Source organism: Paenibacillus sp. LjRoot56, from assembly GCF_964253335.1.
GTDB classification, from domain to species: domain Bacteria; phylum Bacillota; class Bacilli; order Paenibacillales; family NBRC-103111; genus Paenibacillus_E; species Paenibacillus_E allorhizoplanae.
Genome location: NZ_CAXURV020000002.1, coordinates 277,888 through 295,246 on the forward strand (window position 1 = coordinate 277,888; position 17,359 = coordinate 295,246).

At 44.6% G+C, this 17,359-nt stretch carries 9 protein-coding genes; 8 read left to right on the forward strand and 1 reads right to left on the reverse strand.

Going from position 1 to position 17,359, the window contains the following annotated elements:
- Positions 1-23: 23 nt before the first annotated feature.
- Positions 24-2,213, reverse strand: coding sequence for a catalase/peroxidase HPI (gene katG, locus ACSQ8O_RS14075; RefSeq protein WP_056619617.1), 2,190 nt, complete (start codon positions 2,211-2,213; stop codon positions 24-26).
- A gap of 224 nt (positions 2,214-2,437) precedes the next feature.
- On the opposite strand from katG, the gene ACSQ8O_RS14080 reads away from it, so the two are divergent.
- The 8 genes from ACSQ8O_RS14080 to ACSQ8O_RS14115 all read left to right on the forward strand — a co-directional run bounded on the left by ACSQ8O_RS14080 (position 2,438) and on the right by ACSQ8O_RS14115 (position 17,358).
- Positions 2,438-2,674, forward strand: a complete 237-nt coding sequence (locus ACSQ8O_RS14080; protein ID WP_436242182.1) for a dockerin type I domain-containing protein — start codon at positions 2,438-2,440, stop codon at positions 2,672-2,674.
- 309 nt (positions 2,675-2,983) lie between these two features.
- Positions 2,984-3,997 carry an S-layer homology domain-containing protein gene (locus ACSQ8O_RS14085; RefSeq protein WP_436242183.1) on the forward strand — a complete coding sequence of 338 codons (1,014 nt, stop codon included), beginning with the start codon at positions 2,984-2,986 and terminating at the stop codon, positions 3,995-3,997.
- Positions 3,998-4,072: 75 nt separating this feature from the next.
- A complete protein-coding gene (locus tag ACSQ8O_RS14090; RefSeq protein WP_056619625.1) occupies positions 4,073-5,866 on the forward strand; it encodes a sensor histidine kinase in 1,794 nt (597 codons plus the stop codon).
- A gap of 127 nt (positions 5,867-5,993) precedes the next feature.
- Entirely contained in the window at positions 5,994-7,310 is a 1,317-nt protein-coding gene (locus ACSQ8O_RS14095) for an ABC transporter substrate-binding protein (RefSeq protein WP_436242184.1), read from the forward strand.
- 68 nt (positions 7,311-7,378) lie between these two features.
- Positions 7,379-8,260 (forward strand): carbohydrate ABC transporter permease, encoded by an 882-nt coding sequence (locus tag ACSQ8O_RS14100; protein WP_436242185.1) that lies wholly within the window; start codon positions 7,379-7,381, stop codon positions 8,258-8,260.
- A gap of 1 nt (position 8,261) precedes the next feature.
- Entirely contained in the window at positions 8,262-9,158 is an 897-nt protein-coding gene (locus tag ACSQ8O_RS14105) for a carbohydrate ABC transporter permease (protein ID WP_436242186.1), read from the forward strand.
- 47 nt (positions 9,159-9,205) lie between these two features.
- The gene (locus ACSQ8O_RS14110; protein WP_436242934.1) at positions 9,206-10,867 is read left to right on the forward strand and encodes a helix-turn-helix domain-containing protein; all 1,662 of its coding nucleotides are present in this window, start codon (positions 9,206-9,208) and stop codon (positions 10,865-10,867) included.
- A gap of 254 nt (positions 10,868-11,121) precedes the next feature.
- The gene (locus ACSQ8O_RS14115; RefSeq protein ID WP_436242187.1) at positions 11,122-17,358 is read left to right on the forward strand and encodes an endo-alpha-N-acetylgalactosaminidase family protein; all 6,237 of its coding nucleotides are present in this window, start codon (positions 11,122-11,124) and stop codon (positions 17,356-17,358) included.
- Position 17,359: the final 1 nt, after the last annotated feature.

Sequence of the window (17,359 nt, forward strand, 5' to 3'; positions counted from 1 at the left end):
CTTTACATGGATAAAATAAGTTACTATTTCAAGTCGTATCGATCAGCATTCATTACCTTGACCCAGCTAGCTATGAAGTCGCGCACGAACTTTTCTTTATTATCATCTTGCGCATAAACTTCTGCAATGGCACGCAGAACGGAGTTTGAACCGAAGACGAGATCAACTGTCGTTGCTGAACGAACGATTTTACCTGTCTTACGATCGCGTCCTTCAAATACGTCATCACCGATAGGATTCCACTGTACGCCCATATCGAGCAAGTTAACAAAGAAGTCGTTTGTGAGTGTACCTACACGGTCGGTGAAAACGCCATGTTTGGTGCCGCCGAAGTTCGTACCTAGTACACGCATGCCTCCAATAAGGGCTGTCATTTCTGGTGCAGTCAGGTTAAGCAGATGTGCCTTATCGACTAGAAGCTCCGCTGAGCTTACACGATATTGCTTCTTCTGATAGTTGCGGAAACCATCAGCGATTGGCTCTAGCACAGCGAAGCTTTCTGCATCGGTTTGTTCTTCTGTTGCATCACCGCGTCCAGGAGTGAAGGGAACTGTTACTTGAAAGCCTGCATCACGTGCAGCTTTTTCTACCGCGGCGCTGCCACCAAGTACGATCAAATCAGCGAGGCTCACTTCGACATCCAGGTCTTCTTGAATGCCTTCAAGAATGGTAAGTACTCTGGTTAGTTGATTTGGTTGATTCACTTCCCATTCATTCTGTGGGGCAAGCCGAATGCGAGCACCGTTGGCGCCGCCACGCATGTCCGTACCACGGAATGTGCTGGCAGAAGCCCAAGCTGTTGTTACGAGCTCACTGACTGAAAGACCAGAAGCTAGAATTTTTGTTTTAATATCCTCAACGTCTGCGTCTGTTAATGTGTATGTAACAGCCGGTACAGCGTCTTGCCAGATCAGAACTTCTTCTGGAACTTCCGGTCCCAGATATCTGGGAAGAGGCCCCATATCCCGGTGCGTGAGTTTAAACCATGCACGAGCAAACGCATCTGCAAATTCTTCTGGATTCTCATAATAACGACGAGAAATTGCTTCATATGCTGGATCCACACGCAAGGCCATATCTGCCGTAGTCATGATTGTCTTCACACGAATAGATGCATCTTCCGCGTCTGGTGCGAGATGCTCTTCAGCAGGATTGATTGGCGTCCACTGATGTGCACCTGCAGGGCTCTTCGTAAGTGTCCATTCATATCCAAATAGTAGTTCGAAGAAACCGTTATCCCACTGAGTCGGATTTGCTGTCCAAGCTCCTTCGATACCGCTTGTGATGGTATCGCGACCTTTACCGGAGCCGTGTGTGCTGATCCAACCTAAGCCTAAAGCTTCGATAGCAGCGGCTTCCGGCTCTGCACCTACATGCGCAGCATCCCCTGCACCGTGTGCTTTGCCGAAGGTATGTCCGCCAGCTACGAGAGCAACGGTTTCTTCATCATTCATGCCCATCCGTTTAAATGTATCGCGTATGTCGCGAGCACTGGCAAGTGGATCTGGCTTGCCGTTCGGACCTTCTGGGTTCACATAGATAAGTCCCATCTGAACGGCGGCAAGTGGATTCTCAAGTTCGCGATCGCCTGTATAACGCTTATCTCCCAGCCACTCGGTTTCTACACCCCAGTAGATGTCTTCTTCTGGGTGCCACACGTCCGCACGGCCACCGCCGAAGCCAAATGTTTTGCCGCCCATGGATTCAATAGCCACATTGCCGGTTAGAATGAACAAGTCCGCCCAAGAGATTTTGTTGCCATACTTTTGCTTAATCGGCCACAGGAGTCGACGAGCTTTATCAAGGTTGCCGTTATCAGGCCAGCTGTTCAGTGGAGCAAATCGCTGTGTGCCGGTTCCAGCACCCCCACGCCCATCACCTGTACGATAAGTCCCTGCGGAGTGCCAAGCCATTCGAATAAAGAAGGGACCATAATGTCCGAAGTCGGCTGGCCACCAATCTTGGCTGTTCGTCATGAGATCACGAAGATCTTGTTTGAGCGCTGGGTAGTCTAATTTTCCGAATTCCTCGGCATAATCAAAATCGTCGCCAAGAGGGTTTGATTTGCGGTCATGTTGATGGAGAATGTTCAAATTCAACTGATTTGGCCACCAGTTTTTATTCGTCGTACCACTAGATTTGTGACTTGTAGCGCTTCCATTTCCATGAGAGAATGGGCATTTTCCTGAGTTAGCAGTATCCATTGGATTCATTTCTACCTCTCCAATCAAATTAAATTAATTTCTAAATGATAATTATTATAATTAATATACAATGAACTTTGGGAAAAAATCAACGATTTTTTGTACAAACCAAAGCCATTTATGTATTAATAATGGTTGTCTTACTTAATTATATTGCTCTAGTTGAAAATGAATTCCTTATTATTAAACTATTCGAATTTCGAACTCCAGTTGTAGAGAGGAGGTACGAGAATGTGGAGTCGTGTCCATTCAAGCGTCGCCGCGTCGCCCATTATACACACATGATAGTTTTACTCTTAGGCGGACTTCCCGACGGCCAAATCAGCGTCGCTGATTTGGGATTTGTGTCATATCATTTTGGAACAACTTCGACAAACGCCAGCTGGGCAGAGGTAAGTAAAGCGGATATCGATAAGAATGGCGTTATTGATATGTATGATCTAACCTTTGTGGCAAGAAGATTCGTGTAATCGGGCACTGGTGCACCGGCTAACTTATTAAGGCGTTATACATCAGTGAGGACAGTCGACTTATAATCGGCATGTCCTTTCTTTTCATTTGTAAACTTAAAAACGGGCGCGAGGATTATTTATGATCTATGTTGTTCGTAGATCGTTTGAATGTCGAATGATCCGAAATAATCATGTTTAGGACAAAAAAGATCATGAAAGTGTGCCATAACAGAAGCTATAATTTTCTGAGTAACCGGTGCTATTTGGTGATCATATACTTGTAAACGCTTGCAAATATTGTCGTTTTATAGGAGAGGATGAGTGAGGATGAAACGGAAAATAATCCTAGCTACCGCAATCTGTCATCTTTGTGTGGCATTGGTTTGGACAGCTTCTGCTTATGCGGAGAATACTTCCCAATTTTCTATGATCACATCAGATACCGAATCGACAGGTGAATTTACAATTAGTTTGAAAGGAAATAATATCCAGGATTTATATGCGTATGAGGCCAAATTCAGTTTCGATGCAAATAAGCTCGAAGTGGTTAAATCAGATACGAAAATAGATGGATTCTCCGTCTCGCCAGTTATTCGAAATAATGAAGTTACCATTGCACATACCAAAGTTGGCAAGGTTGATGGGGAGAAGGGGAATCTGGATATCGGGACAATCACCTTCCGGGCCAAGAAAGCGGGGGTATCGAACATCAAATGGACCACTCTGAAAATCGTAGATCACAATTTGAAAAGTCAATCGTTTACTCGGGATGATGCTGCGGATTTCAGTAAAATCTTCAGTGATCTTGTAGGACACTGGGCCAAGACAGACGTGATGCAGATGGTGAATAAAGGTATCGTAGAGGGAATGGATGATGATCATTTTGCACCGGATAAGAAAGTTACTAGGGCACAATTCGCGACCCTGCTAGCTAAAGCATTAAATTTGAAAGATAATGTTGGCGGACAGTTGCCATTCAACGATGTAGCAGCAGGCAGTTGGTATCAAGGGGAAGTGAAGAAGGCGTACTCGGCTGGACTCATTAATGGGGTTTCTGCAACAGAATTTGCTCCTGAGAGAAACATAACACGTGAAGAAATGGCAGCGATGTTGATAAGAGCTAAGGGTTATGCGGATGGAATTAAAGTGGAGGATTTGAAAATGGACGAAACGATCCATTTTGAAGATGAAGATACAGTAAGTGACTGGGCAGGAGCCTTCGTAAAGCTTGCAGTTGGAGATAAACTCATGGAGGGGAGAACCGCTACAGACTTTGCGCCATTGGCATCTGCAAGCCGAGCCGAAGCAGTTGTTGTTCTAAAACGACTTACATACAATTAAAGGACATCACCCTGTTTAGACCGAATCTATGTCAACGAAGTCATATTTCGTATTTGAAATTATGGGGTGAAGGTATTGAAGCTATTTGCTAAACCATGGTCATTTTCAGTGACTCTCCATATCTTGTTAGTCGTCATGGTTGTCTTTCCGATTGTGACGATCAGTACTATGATTCTTCAAGTATACAAACGCGATTTGCTACAGCAAACAACGGAGCGAACTCTGCAAACACTCCATGCGGTCACCTATTCAGCCCAGCAGGAGATCAGTAAGATCGAATACGCTGCAGCAGCCGTCGGTGTCGATCGCGATGTGCTATCAACGGTAACATCCTTGAATCAAGCGGATGAAAGCAACCGATTTAAGTATATCAACGACCTAACTCTTGCGCTGAGCAGATACACGTACTCAATGTCCAGCCAGCTTCTGGCGATCCATTTTTTTTATAAAGATGGCGGCGTGTATTCGTTTAAGCAGAACTTGATCAAAGATGAGCAGGAGCTGCGTTCAGCGTCATGGTATCAGAACATGCTTCAGCACAAAGATAGTGTACAGTTTCTTAGCCTTCAAGAAACGCTTTTATACGGTGTGAGGGAGCCGTTAGCCGTGACAGCTGCGATTGCACCCAGTGACTACCATACGCTAAGTAATGTCGAAATGATTTATTTTTCATTGAATGAAGAAGCGTTTGATAAAATCTTGCGACAACAGCCCAACGATGATTCCTCCTATGTCATTGTCAGCAAGGATGGTCAAGTTGTCACAGCCAGCTACAATTGGGATCAATCGAGCTTAACACCGGCCAAACTTGAGCAGATCAGAGGTACGCGCGAGGGCCATTTTATCGATCAGGTGAGTGGTCGTCAGATGATGGTTACCTATGCAAGTGTTGGAGATACAGGCTGGAAAGCTATACAAGAGATACCTTACAGTAAGGTAACGGCCAATTATGAACGTATTTTTAAGTTCGTCCTATTCGCAACCATCGCGGTTATCGTTGTATTTTTGCTGATCTCCTTTTATTTAGTTCACAGTTTAACTAGACCTATTCACGTATTAGTCCGGAAAATGTCCCTTGTGATGGAAGGGGAGCTGAACGCCAAGATTGGGACTTCTAAAATTGCGGAAATGGCAGCGCTGGGTAGAACGTTCAATCATATGCTTGATCAAATTAAGCTGCTTCTACGGCAGCGAGAGGAACAAGAGCAAGCGAAGCGGAAAGCAGAGTTTGCTGCCTTGCAGTCGCAAATTAATCCACACTTTCTTATAAATACATTGAATGCCATCAAGTTAATGGCACTGATCAGTAGGACGGACAACATCCGTAACATGACCAATGCTCTGATGCGTCTTGTATCCTCCTCATTTAACCGAGGCGGCGTACTTATCCGATTCTCCGATGAAATCGCTAATTTAAAGCATTACCTATACATCATGGAAATTCGTTACGGAAACAAATTTGAAGTTGAATGGCATATTGATCCACAGGCAGAATCGAAGTATTTGCTCAAGCTGTTGCTTCAACCGATTTTGGAAAATAGCATCGTACACGGTATGGCTGGCAAAGAAACAAGTGGGAAAATCGTCATTCAAGCACGCATTTATGAAGGAAGTCTACATATTGTAATCTCTGATAATGGCGAGGGGATGACAGAAGAGCAACTCGAGGAGTTCCGTACTAGGCGTAGTCCGCATACGTTTACAGGCATGGGCGTTGCGAATGTTCATCACCGGATTCAGCTGCACCATGGCGAGGATTACGGTATTATTTTGACTGTGAATGAGCCCAAAGGAACGAAGGTGTCGATGAAAATTCCGATTATTCATCGTGACCAGGAAGAAGAGCGACCACTTCGGTTGGAAGCTTAAAGCAGTTCATAAAAGATCAACTTCATAGCCGAAAAGATCATTTGGATGCGTTTTCACCCCGTGTATGATAAAGACAGGTTAAACAATCAACCGAATTAAAGAAACATTCATTGGAGGGGTTTCAAGAATGGGAAAAAGTAAACTCGTAAGCACAGTGCTAGTGGGCGGACTTGTTATGCTGAGTGCATTGACAGGATGCTCCAAGGATACGGCAGCACCTGCAGCAGCTTCCGTCAAACCAGCCGAAAGCAAAGCAGCAGCATCGACGCCAAAACCAGCGGATCCCGTTAAGTTAAAACTTGCCATGTGGGATGCCAAAGGGGATCTTAAATTCTGGACAGACAAAGTGAAGGAATACACGAAGTTGAAGCCGAACGTGACCGTAGATATTGAGATGGTACCGGATAATGGCGGTCAATACTTAAAGGTACGATTAGCTGCCAATGATTTGCCTGATCTGTTCTACCTCAAGCCTGCACATATGCAAATTTACAAACAATCTCTCCTTCCACTTGATGACTTGGCAGGAGCGAAGAATAATAAGTTTCCAGCGAAAATTGATGGGAAAATATTAGGCGCACCGCTCGTTTCTTTCTCGGAATTTGTCTACTTCCACCCAAGTATCTTCAAAGAGTTGAACTTGGACGTGCCGAAAACGATGCCTGAGTTCTTGTCCACGATGGAGAAAATTAAAACGAATGGTAAATATACACCAATCGCAATCGGCGGTAAGGAAGACTGGACGTTCTATCCATTCATGGAGTTTGGCCCTCACATTCTGTCTGGGGATGAGAATTACTTAGCGAATTTGGCCAAGACGCCAGAGCCTTTCGGAGAGGGAAGTACATTTGATAAAGCTGGGAAAATCATCAAAGAAATGTCAACGAAGAAGTTGGCAGGACCGGATGCCCTATCCATATCCTTTGATCAATCCACACAGTTATTTGAATCTAAAAAAGCGGCAATGATCGCAGCGGGTCAATGGTACTACGGCGACTACGCGACGAAAGTAAAAACGGATGAAGATCTTGGCGTATTCCCTCTTCCTTTCCGCAGCACAGAAAGCGAGCCATTAACATCCATGACTGTATCCGATATGAATATCGGAATTAACAAAAACAGTAAAAATGTAGAAGAAGCGAAAGCATTCTTCGACTGGATGTTCAGTAAAGATGTGTACCAATCCTTCATTAATGTGGCGCAACAGTTCTCAACGATTAATGGTGTGAGCACAGACCTTCCTTTCTTTAACAAATGGACAGAAAAATATCCGTTTAAACCATTTATCTACTCAGCAACGGATGAAGGCTTTGCTAAAGTGAGTGGTGCGGCACAATTTGATTTCAAAAAAGCTGCACAGGAAATATACTCCGGTAAACCAATCGACACCTTGGAGAAAGAACTGAACAACAAGTGGAAGAAAGCGGTTGAATCGAACAAATAGGTAATTAAATAGAGGGTGCTATCTGAGCGATTAGAATAGTGCCCTCTCTTGTATACAGGAGTGATTACATGAATTATCGCATGCAGCAGAAAGTCGTCATCGTTTCGTTTCTATTCGTACCCGTTGCGCTCTTACTTTTGTTTCTGATCTATCCGACGTTGCAGTTGTTTCGCTATAGCTTTACGAGTTGGGATGGGTATAGCCCAAGTTTTAAGTACATTGGCTTGAACAATTATAAGCAAATGCTGTTTGATTTTCCTGAAGCTTGGCATGCCATTCGAAACAACGTCACGTATTTTATTTTACATGCCATTGCCATTCCGCTTGAAATCATCATGGCTGTTCTCTTGACCAGAGCACTGCGAGGGAGCGCGTTTTTCCGCTTCTCGGTGTTGATGCCTTACATTATTAATGGTATCGCGGTCGCTTATATGTTCAGCTATATTTATAATCCGATCAATGGTCCATTGAATGAGCTATTGAAAGCAATAGGGCTTGAATCATGGATTCAAAGCTGGCTAAGCGATGCGAAGATTGTGAATTATTCGTTGGTCGTTGTTTCTTTATGGCGTTACAGCGGCGTGCATATCGTGTTGTTTTTAGCTGGACTGCAATCCATTCCGAAAGACCTGTATGAAGCGGCAGAAATTGATGGAGCGAACTTTTGGCAGCAACAAAGGTATGTAACGCTCCCAGGTATTCGACGTGTGATCGAAATTATTTTGTTCATGAATGTATCTGGAGCCCTTCTGCAGTATGACATTCCGCTTGTTATGACGAATGGCGGTCCAGGCAGTGCAAGCAGCACATTTGGACTCTTTTCACTCCAAACGGCATTTACTTACAACAATTACGGTCTGGCCTCAGCGATGGCAGTTATTCTCTTACTTATGATTATTATTTTCTCATCGTTGCAAGCATGGATCGTGAAAGACAGGAGTGAGGCTTAGCATGGAACGTGCACTATCGCTTGAACAAATGAGTAAGCAGCCGTTGCCAAGTCGTACACGGTCGATGAGCAAACAGCGTGCAGCTGCTAATATTGTGTACTATGTGCTTTTTACGCTCATGGCTATCCTTATTTTCGTCCCTATTTTGCTTGTAGTATTTGGTTCATTTAAAACGAATTTGGAACTTGCCGAAACGTCGCCGTTTTCGCTTCCGAAGAGCTTTCTTCATATCGACAATTACGTGAGTGCTTTGAAAGAAGGCAATATGATACGTGGGCTTGGTAACTCGATCCTGCTTGTCGTGTTGAGTATGCTCGGCAATATGCTGCTCGGGACGATGACCGCGTTTGTGCTCAATCGTTTTCAGTTCCGAATGAAAAAGTGGATTCTCCTCCTTTTTATGATGGCGATGATCATTCCGGCTTACACGACAGAAATTGCTCGCTTTCAACTCCTGCATACACTCGGTGTTTATAATACGCTCGGGGCACCGCTGCTTATTTATATTGGAACGGATATTATGCAGATTTACATTTACATGCAATTTCTCGAAAAGATTTCTGTACAGCTGGATGAGAGTGCTATGCTGGATGGCGCTTCTTATGTTCGTATCTTCCGTTCGATCATTTTTCCACTGCTGTTACCTGCAACGGCAACACTGGCGATCTTAAAAAGTGTAACGATCATGAATGATATCTTTGTTCAGCAGTTATATATGCCTGACAAGAAATTGGCCACACTGGCTACTTCCTTAACTTCATTCGTGAGTACGCGCAGTTCAGACTTGTCTATGCTCTGTGCAGGTATTATTATCGTTTTATTGCCAAGTGCCATCTTCTATATCGTATTTCAAAGGTATATTTTTAAAGGACTTATGGATGGAGCGGTGAAAGGATAAATAGAAGGAATCAACTTCACAGATGGGAGATGGACAGGTTGTTTAAAATGATGATTGTCGACGATGAACCGCTCGTTCGTCTAGCGCTTCAACATATGATCGACTGGGATAGTATGGGCATCCAGGTGGTTATTGAAGCTGGCGATGGCATGGAAGCTCTTGCTATTCTGGAGCAGCAAGGCGATATCGATCTGATGCTGCTTGATATTGAGATGCCCAGACTGGGCGGCATTGAGCTGCTGCGAGCGCATCCGGCAATTGTACAGAAGCGAAGACCTGTCGCCATCATGCTGAGTGCCTATAGCGAGTATAGTTATGTCAGAGAAGCCTTTGTGCTTGGCGCAATTGATTTCATAGTGAAGTCAGATATGGATGAGGAACACTTAGTTCCAGTTGTTTTGAAGGCACTCAATGAACTTCGAACGCAGGAGACGTTAACGTCTGTCGTCGAACGTACGGATGAAGAGATCGATCGGAAAAGTGAAACCATTCGACAGCTCATATCCATCAATCCACAGCAGGATGAAACAGCCTATGCTGCCGCAGGGGTTGGTATCACGGAGTGGCTGGAAGAATCGAATCAGTTGGTTGCCGTGATTACTATCTCGCAAGGCTCATCTGTGGGAGCAAGGACGGGGAGAAGCTTAAAAGATAGTCAGACGCAGCGCTTTATCATGCAGTCCGTGCAAACCGTTCTGGACGCCACGTCAATGAAGCATCTCTTATATGGGAAGAGCCAGTCCGAATATGTACTATTTTGTTCGTTCGCAGCGTTACGAAGTGAAAGTATGATTCGAGAAAAAGTGCAGGCTGCCTTCGCTATGATTCAAACGCGACTTAATCAATATGTCAATGTCTCCGTCTCGATTGGGATTAGCGATCTAGCAAGCGGCATGAAGGCATGGTACCGGTTGTATCAGCAAGCAGCCCATTTGGCCTCCATGAGTTATTTTGCCGGATTTAATAAGGTTTTCTACCCTGAAAGCTGTATGGAGCTGGGGAAGTACGGTGCTGAGAGCGGAATTGAGCATGCCCGTAAGCTGCAGGTTACGTTGAAATCAACGGGAGCAGGGGTTGCACAGCTGCTAGAGCAAAGTAACGCCCAGTTATGGTCTAAGGAATTTGAGCAGATGGAACTGCTGCTTGGGCAAACATGGGGCTGGAGACCGCAAGATGTCCACACCGCGTTTGAGGATTTGCTTTGGGAGCTTGGCGGGCTGCTGTATCGCAAAGGAATTCGTTGGGATGACCTCGACGAAGAACTCCAGCACCCTTTTGAATATATGAAGAGTTTGGAGACATTGGATGAAACGAAAACCTGGCTGCATCGCATGTGTAGTCAGTTATTTCAACACATTCATGGAATGACGACAAAGGCTAATTATAGCGGTGTTGTCACACTAGCTAAGCAATTCCTGGATCTCCATTATACGGAGGACGTCAACCTCACGTTGATCAGCGAAATGGTTGGCGTTAGCGAAGGGTATTTAAGTAAGCAGTTTACCAAAGAGGTCGGTTGTAACTTTATCCAATATTTAACGAATTTACGTATTGAGGAATCGAAAAGGTTAATGAAAAAGAAGGGCAATAAAATTACGGATATTGCTGAAACGGTCGGGTATCTGAATGTCGAGCATTTCAGCAGAATGTTCAAGAAAACAACGGGATACAGCCCGAAGCTGTATCGGGAGAGTTTGATGAACGGGTAGTTGTATTGGATGAAAAAAGTGTATTTTCGCTGAAGATACACTTGATTCGTTATGTCTTCAATGATACATGTCGTATCATGTCGAGTGTTGTCGCAACATGCAAGACCATTTTTGGATAGCCAGAAAGGGTGATGACCTTGCATGGGTAGCATCCAAGATTTTGGAATAACACGTGTCTTAAAAGATGACCCGAAAGCTACACGAATCACATTCAACTTTCGGGTCTTTTCAAAAAAGAAGCAGGAGGTAATAAGATGAGGACAACTGGACGTAAATTAAGCGTTATTCTTTCAACTACACTCTTAGCTACAAGTGTTTTACCATTACCAGGTGCGTTAGAGATGTTTGGCAATTCGACAGCATTAGCAGCGGGTGGTCAGAGTGTGACCTACACGAACAATTTTGAAGATGGAACAGAAGTCAATCTCTCGGATAAAGGGACAGTAACGTCCGACACAGCGGTAAGCGCAAGGGCTACCTACTCGGAAATGAATGGACAATTTCTAGCTGCGAAAAACCCGAATGGCGGCAATGAAATCTTTTATTTTAACGATATGCCTGATGTGGCTAATGGGACGTTTGAAGCGAAGCTGAACATTGACGGAGGGGCTTCTGAGCAGTTCGGATTTATTGCCAGATATAAGGATCCAACGCATTATGCCATGGTTTCTCGTGATGGGAACGGTTGGTTGTGGGATGGGTATAATGGGGGCAGTGAAGTGTGGGGTACTTATTTGAACAAGACAATTAAACTGGATCCAGGCAAAACGTATGCCTTCAAAATGACATTCAGCGGGGATACGTACGAGGTCTATATCGATGGTGCGCTTGCTTACACGTCAACCTCAGGGGGCAAGCTACCCATAGCAGGTGGTAAGGTTGGCTTTCGCTCTTATTTCGCTACAAAGACATTAAATATCGATGATGTGAAAGTAACGGATAGCGATAAGGGGAATGCGGTCGTCTATACAAGGAATTTTACAGATGACGCCACACCAGGCTTACAAATGGGAGCTGCGAGTGCAGTAGTTCCTACGTATTCTTTTAAAACGCCATTAGCAGGCTTCACTGGAAAAGTTGCTCAAGTAACCACGACCAATGGTGCAAGCCAAGTGGTGGACAGCAAATCTCCTTTGGCGATAAATGGAACCTATAGTACCAAACTGCAGCTGAACGGCACTTATAGCTCTGCAGGACTATTATTCCGATATGTTGATGAGAGTAACTGGAGTTCAGTTAGAACTGATAGCGCTGGTAATTGGACGTTGATGGGGAAAAAAGACGGTGCAGATGTCTCATATAATTTAACGAGTACGCCTCAACCTCTAAGTCCTGGTGTGGTACACAATGTAGGTGTAGATTATGAAGGGGATACCTATACACTTACCGTAGACGGTACGGAGATTTATGCGGGTACACAAGTGGGGACGGCTGTTGTGAATGGCAGTCAGGGTTACGCCGCAAGCTCCACGGGCACATTAACGACCTATATAGATGATATGCAAGTTACGTATAAAGAAGGTGACGTCTACACGCCGCCGAAACCAACGACATACATCCGAAATTATAACGATGGCTTAACGGGCACTTGGAATAAAATCGATGGGACGGCTTACTCGCCGACACCAGCGATCGTGAATAATCAGCTGAACATTACCAATCTGTTCGGGGAAATCTATGACAATGATTCGCTGCCGATTCAAGATGGTACGTACACCATCAAGTTCAGAACGAATATCGATACGGGACGTATCGGATTTATTTTCAGATACATCTCACCTTCACAGCCTTACGCGATGATTTACTATAATACCAACGGCAATTGGGGCTGGCAAACCGATGCTTCGCATTACGGCGATCTAACGACCAGCGGGCCTAACATTACAGCGAATACCGATTACACACTTAAAATTAAATATATCGGCAAAAATATTAAAGTCTGGTTGAATGATAGTTTGGTTGTCAGTGGAAGTGCAGACTTCCCGGTTGCCGAAGGTAAGGTAGGCTTGAGAAGCTGGTTCACATCGAAAAATATAACGATCAGCCAAATTTCACAGGAAGCGTATATCCCGCCAACACCGCCACAACCGACAGCGTTACAGCCGATTTCGATCGCATCAGACAAATTGAGTGTAAGCATGGATAATCGCTTCCCGACCGTACGCAGTTATACGTGGCTGGGCAGTGAGGCTTCAAATGCAACCCTGCAAGGTCAAACTGATTTTCTATACAATGTGAAAATAAACGGCAATGACGGCTTTGCAACGGTACAAAGTGCAACGAAAACGGCAGGGGATACGGTCGTTTATCAACTAGACGTTCCCGTCGTGGATGATAACTCAGAAGCGGCAGCAGGCACTGTGAAGATGACGGTTACGTATAAAGTCACGGGCAATATCGTGAACATGGCAACGCATATCAATAGTGAGCCTGCGGGTTATAAAGTACGAACCGTGGAATTCCCGAATCATAAGTTAGTTACAGTATCGAGCAGCAATCCCGATGCACAAGGGGCGTCCTCTTGGGTAACTGGGGAGTGGAATCAGATGAATGATGAGTTCTATACAAATGATGCCACTTATGGAACGAAATTAAAAGATCAAACTGTAGACAGTAAGCTAAGAAGTTATGGTTTTGTTAGTGATGGCACATTGGCGGCAGCGATTATGAATGACGTTGTTGACACGCCAGCCAAAATTGTCATGAATATTGCCAACGAGCCCGATGCCATCAATAAGCAACTTTCGATGTGGAACGGGGTTTGGAAGGCAAGAGGAGATATCATCGACGATAGCAAATTCCCGCCAAAATTTGATTTCTCATCGAAGATCATCATTTCTCCGGATCGGAACGATGATCACACAGCGGATTGGAAAGATGCAGCGATTGATTTCCGCAATGTATGGTCGGAGAATCTCCATCCTGGCGCAAGCGAAATTAATAATTATGTCTCTTATATCGCGATGAACTTCAACAGCTTAGCGCAAAACCCATTCTTACGTACATTGGATAACGCGAAGAAGCTTTACAATTTGTACGATGGCTTCGGACAGCTCATTTTGGAAAAAGGATATCAGGCTGAAGGGCATGATGACAGTCATCCAGACCTCGCGGGCCACTTCGGCATTCGTGAAGGTGGGCTGAAAGATTTTAACACACTTGTCGATGAAGGGTTAAAATACAATGTGAAAGTCGGCGTTCATACGAACATCGATGGTCAAGATCCAGATGCTTATTATGCAAAACCCGAAAATTGGGGCAGCACAAGTTCGAACTATGACTGGGTTGACCCTACATATCCGTCTGATCATGCCAAAGATTTAGCAGGCGGAGATTTGGTGAAAAGATATACCCAGCTTAAACAAGAGGTTCCTAACCTTGCCATGATTTACGATGATGTGTATAGCGGTGCTGGTTGGCACGCCAATCAATTTGCGAATGTAATTCAGAACAAATTAGGTTTCTGGTTTGCCACAGAGTTCTCTGGGCCATTAGAGGAAAATGTGATTTGGACGCACTGGGGAACCGATCCTTATTATCCAAGTAAAACGCCGGGCAGTCAGATTATCCGTTTTATTAAAAACCAGTATCAAGACACGTTCCAGGCACCAAGCCCGTATACCAGCGTTCTATTGAGAGGTATGTTGCAAGCTGGAGTTGGTACTTGGCAAGGAAGAACGGATATTCAGAACGGGATTGATTTATTTTATAATAACAATTTGTTAACGAAATATATGCAGCATTTCCCTATTCTCAATACGACGCATGATGCTTCCGGTATGGATAAAACGGTCGTTTTCGGGGGCGGAGTCGTCGCTTCCTTGGATGAATATCATGCAGATAGCGCAGATTCCAACTATATCATTGGCACAGCTTCGCTCAAGAAGGACGGCAAAACGATTGCCAAATATGATGTGCTGAATCATAAAGACTGGGGAGATACCGGTGTTGGCCAATTGGATGTAAGTAATCAAAAAAGCCAATTGTTCCTACCGTGGGATCCGCAAAATGAATCCAAGATCTACTATTGGAATCCGAAAGGCGGTTCAACGACTTGGGAATTGCCTAATAGTTGGAGTGGTTTATCTTCAATTGAGATGTATAAACTGACGGATACAGGGCGTGTCTGGGAGCGTACATTGCCAGTTACCAATGGTTCAGTAACGATCAACAACACCACAATCGGCGTTCCGTATGTCATATACAAATCCAAAGCCGAGGAACAAGGTGCAGATACACAGCAAGCCGGTGATTTCGGATTCGGTGGGCCTGTGAAGGATCCAGGTTTTGATAGCGGTGCTTTTGCTTCATGGGAGAAAACCTCTACTGCGAATGCGACAGCTGCGAATGTAACCGTTGAGCATGATTCTTTGAAAAATAACTTCCTGAAAATAGCAGGGAAAGACGATGCTACGATTACACAGAACGTCTATGGACTTGAAGCGGGGAAAACGTACACGGCTTCGGTTTGGGTAGACATTAATAATGCTTCTACATCAACTGGTAACGAAAATAAGTCGCGCAGTACTTCCGACAGAACCGTTACGATTGGTGTGAAAAACTACGGCGGACCGGAAGTAACGAATTTCATTACTTCTTCGAAAATTAAAAACTTAGAAGAGCCTAGTAAATTCAAAAATACGTACTATCAACGGATGAAAGTTGATTTTACGGCGGATGCTACGGGAAAAGCAACGATTTACTTGAAAGCTGATGCTACGAGCGTTGCGAATTCCAATGTATGGTGGGATGATGTGAAGCTGTGGGAGAATCCAAGCAAAACGGATTTTGGCACTCATTACTTCTACGAGGACTTTGAAAATGTCTCAGAAGGCTATGGTCCGTTTATGTTCCAAGCAGCTTCAAGCGGAGGTCAAACGCATTTGGCTGAGAAGGTGAGCGATGCAGTGAAAGCTGCCGATCCAACGATTACACAGCCGATGACCTACGTGATTAATGGGAATTTTTCCTTGAAGTCGAACGAACAAGATTTCATTTCAAATGCAAGTACACCACTTGTTGCTGAGCTTTTGGCAACCGTACCATCAACGCTGAAGCTATTGCCGAATACCCATTATAAAGTCAGCATGAATTATGAGGCGAATAAAGCCGGGCTGTATCAGCTCTCGGCTAAATCAAGATCGAATGGTCAGACCTATAGCGTGCCGTTGTCTTCTGCAACTGGCACAGGTAAGTCCCTAATTCCTGGTTTTACGCTGCCAATTATCAAATCTACAGGTACTGCGAACGCGGTATTAGATTTTGAAACAGGTGCTAAGGACGATTATTACATTGCTATTGATTCGGTAAAACAAATGGCACAGCCGCAATTATCAGCCATAGATGTTGTACTTGTGGTGGATGATTTAGTTGTTGATGATTTAACAAATCCGCAAGCGCCCACAGCTGCACAAGTTGCTGCTGGAATTACGAGTATCACAGCTCCTGCACAGGATGCAGGCAGCTTGACACTGCCAAATGTGCCAGCCGGTTATACCATTGCAATTAAAAGTACGGATCAACCTGCCATCATTCACATGGATGGAACTATAGTGCCATCCAGTATGGAGAACACAGTGAATCTCGTGTTGGAAGTAACGCGGACATCCGATGGTACCAAAGCCGTGACTGTGAGCTTGCCCGTTGTCGTACCAGCGAAGTCAGAACAACCGAATAAAGTTCTTCTCGATGGTGTGAACACGGTCATGACGGGAGGCACGTTTGATTTGACCTACGGATTGGCCAATACAGCGGATAACATCTTAGCTCAGGATTTGACGTTCACCTATGATCCAGCCAAAGTAGAATTCCTTGGTGTGGAATCTGTCAGTGACGGTTTGACTATTGTAGACAAAAAACTGACAGAAGGTCAGGTTCGAATTCTTGTAGTCAAAATTGGAAGTCATGCAGAAGCGGTTGCTAACGACGATCTATTGCAGCTTCATTGGAAATCCAAATCACTTCACGAATCGTCGAGTACTACGATTACGATTTCCAAGCTGTTGATCGCCAATGCCATTGGAGAGGAAACAAGTCTCGCAGTCACTTCGCATGGCATAGCCATTGCCTATGTGGATAAAGCGGCGTTGCAAGCCCTCATATCGGAAGCTCAGCAATGGCATGATGGGGCAGCGGAGGGCACGCTAGTTGGTCAATATCCAGTTGGATCTAAAGCGAATCTACTTGCTGCTATTAGCACGGCAATTGCGGTCATTAATAATGCGTCTGCTAACCAAGATGATGTTGCACAAGCAGCAACTGCACTAAGTGCTGCGCTTGCAACCTTCAAAGCTTCAGTCATTATTGGAACACCAGGAGATCTGAACAACGATACCAAAGTAAGTATCGGTGACTTGGCTATTGTTGCGAAGCACTATGGCGCAACTTCGGCGGATGCAGACTGGAATTCCATTAAAGCAGCAGACGTTAATCAGGACGGCATGATCGATATTGCTGATCTTGCTTGGATTGCTACTAAGATTTTAAACTAGT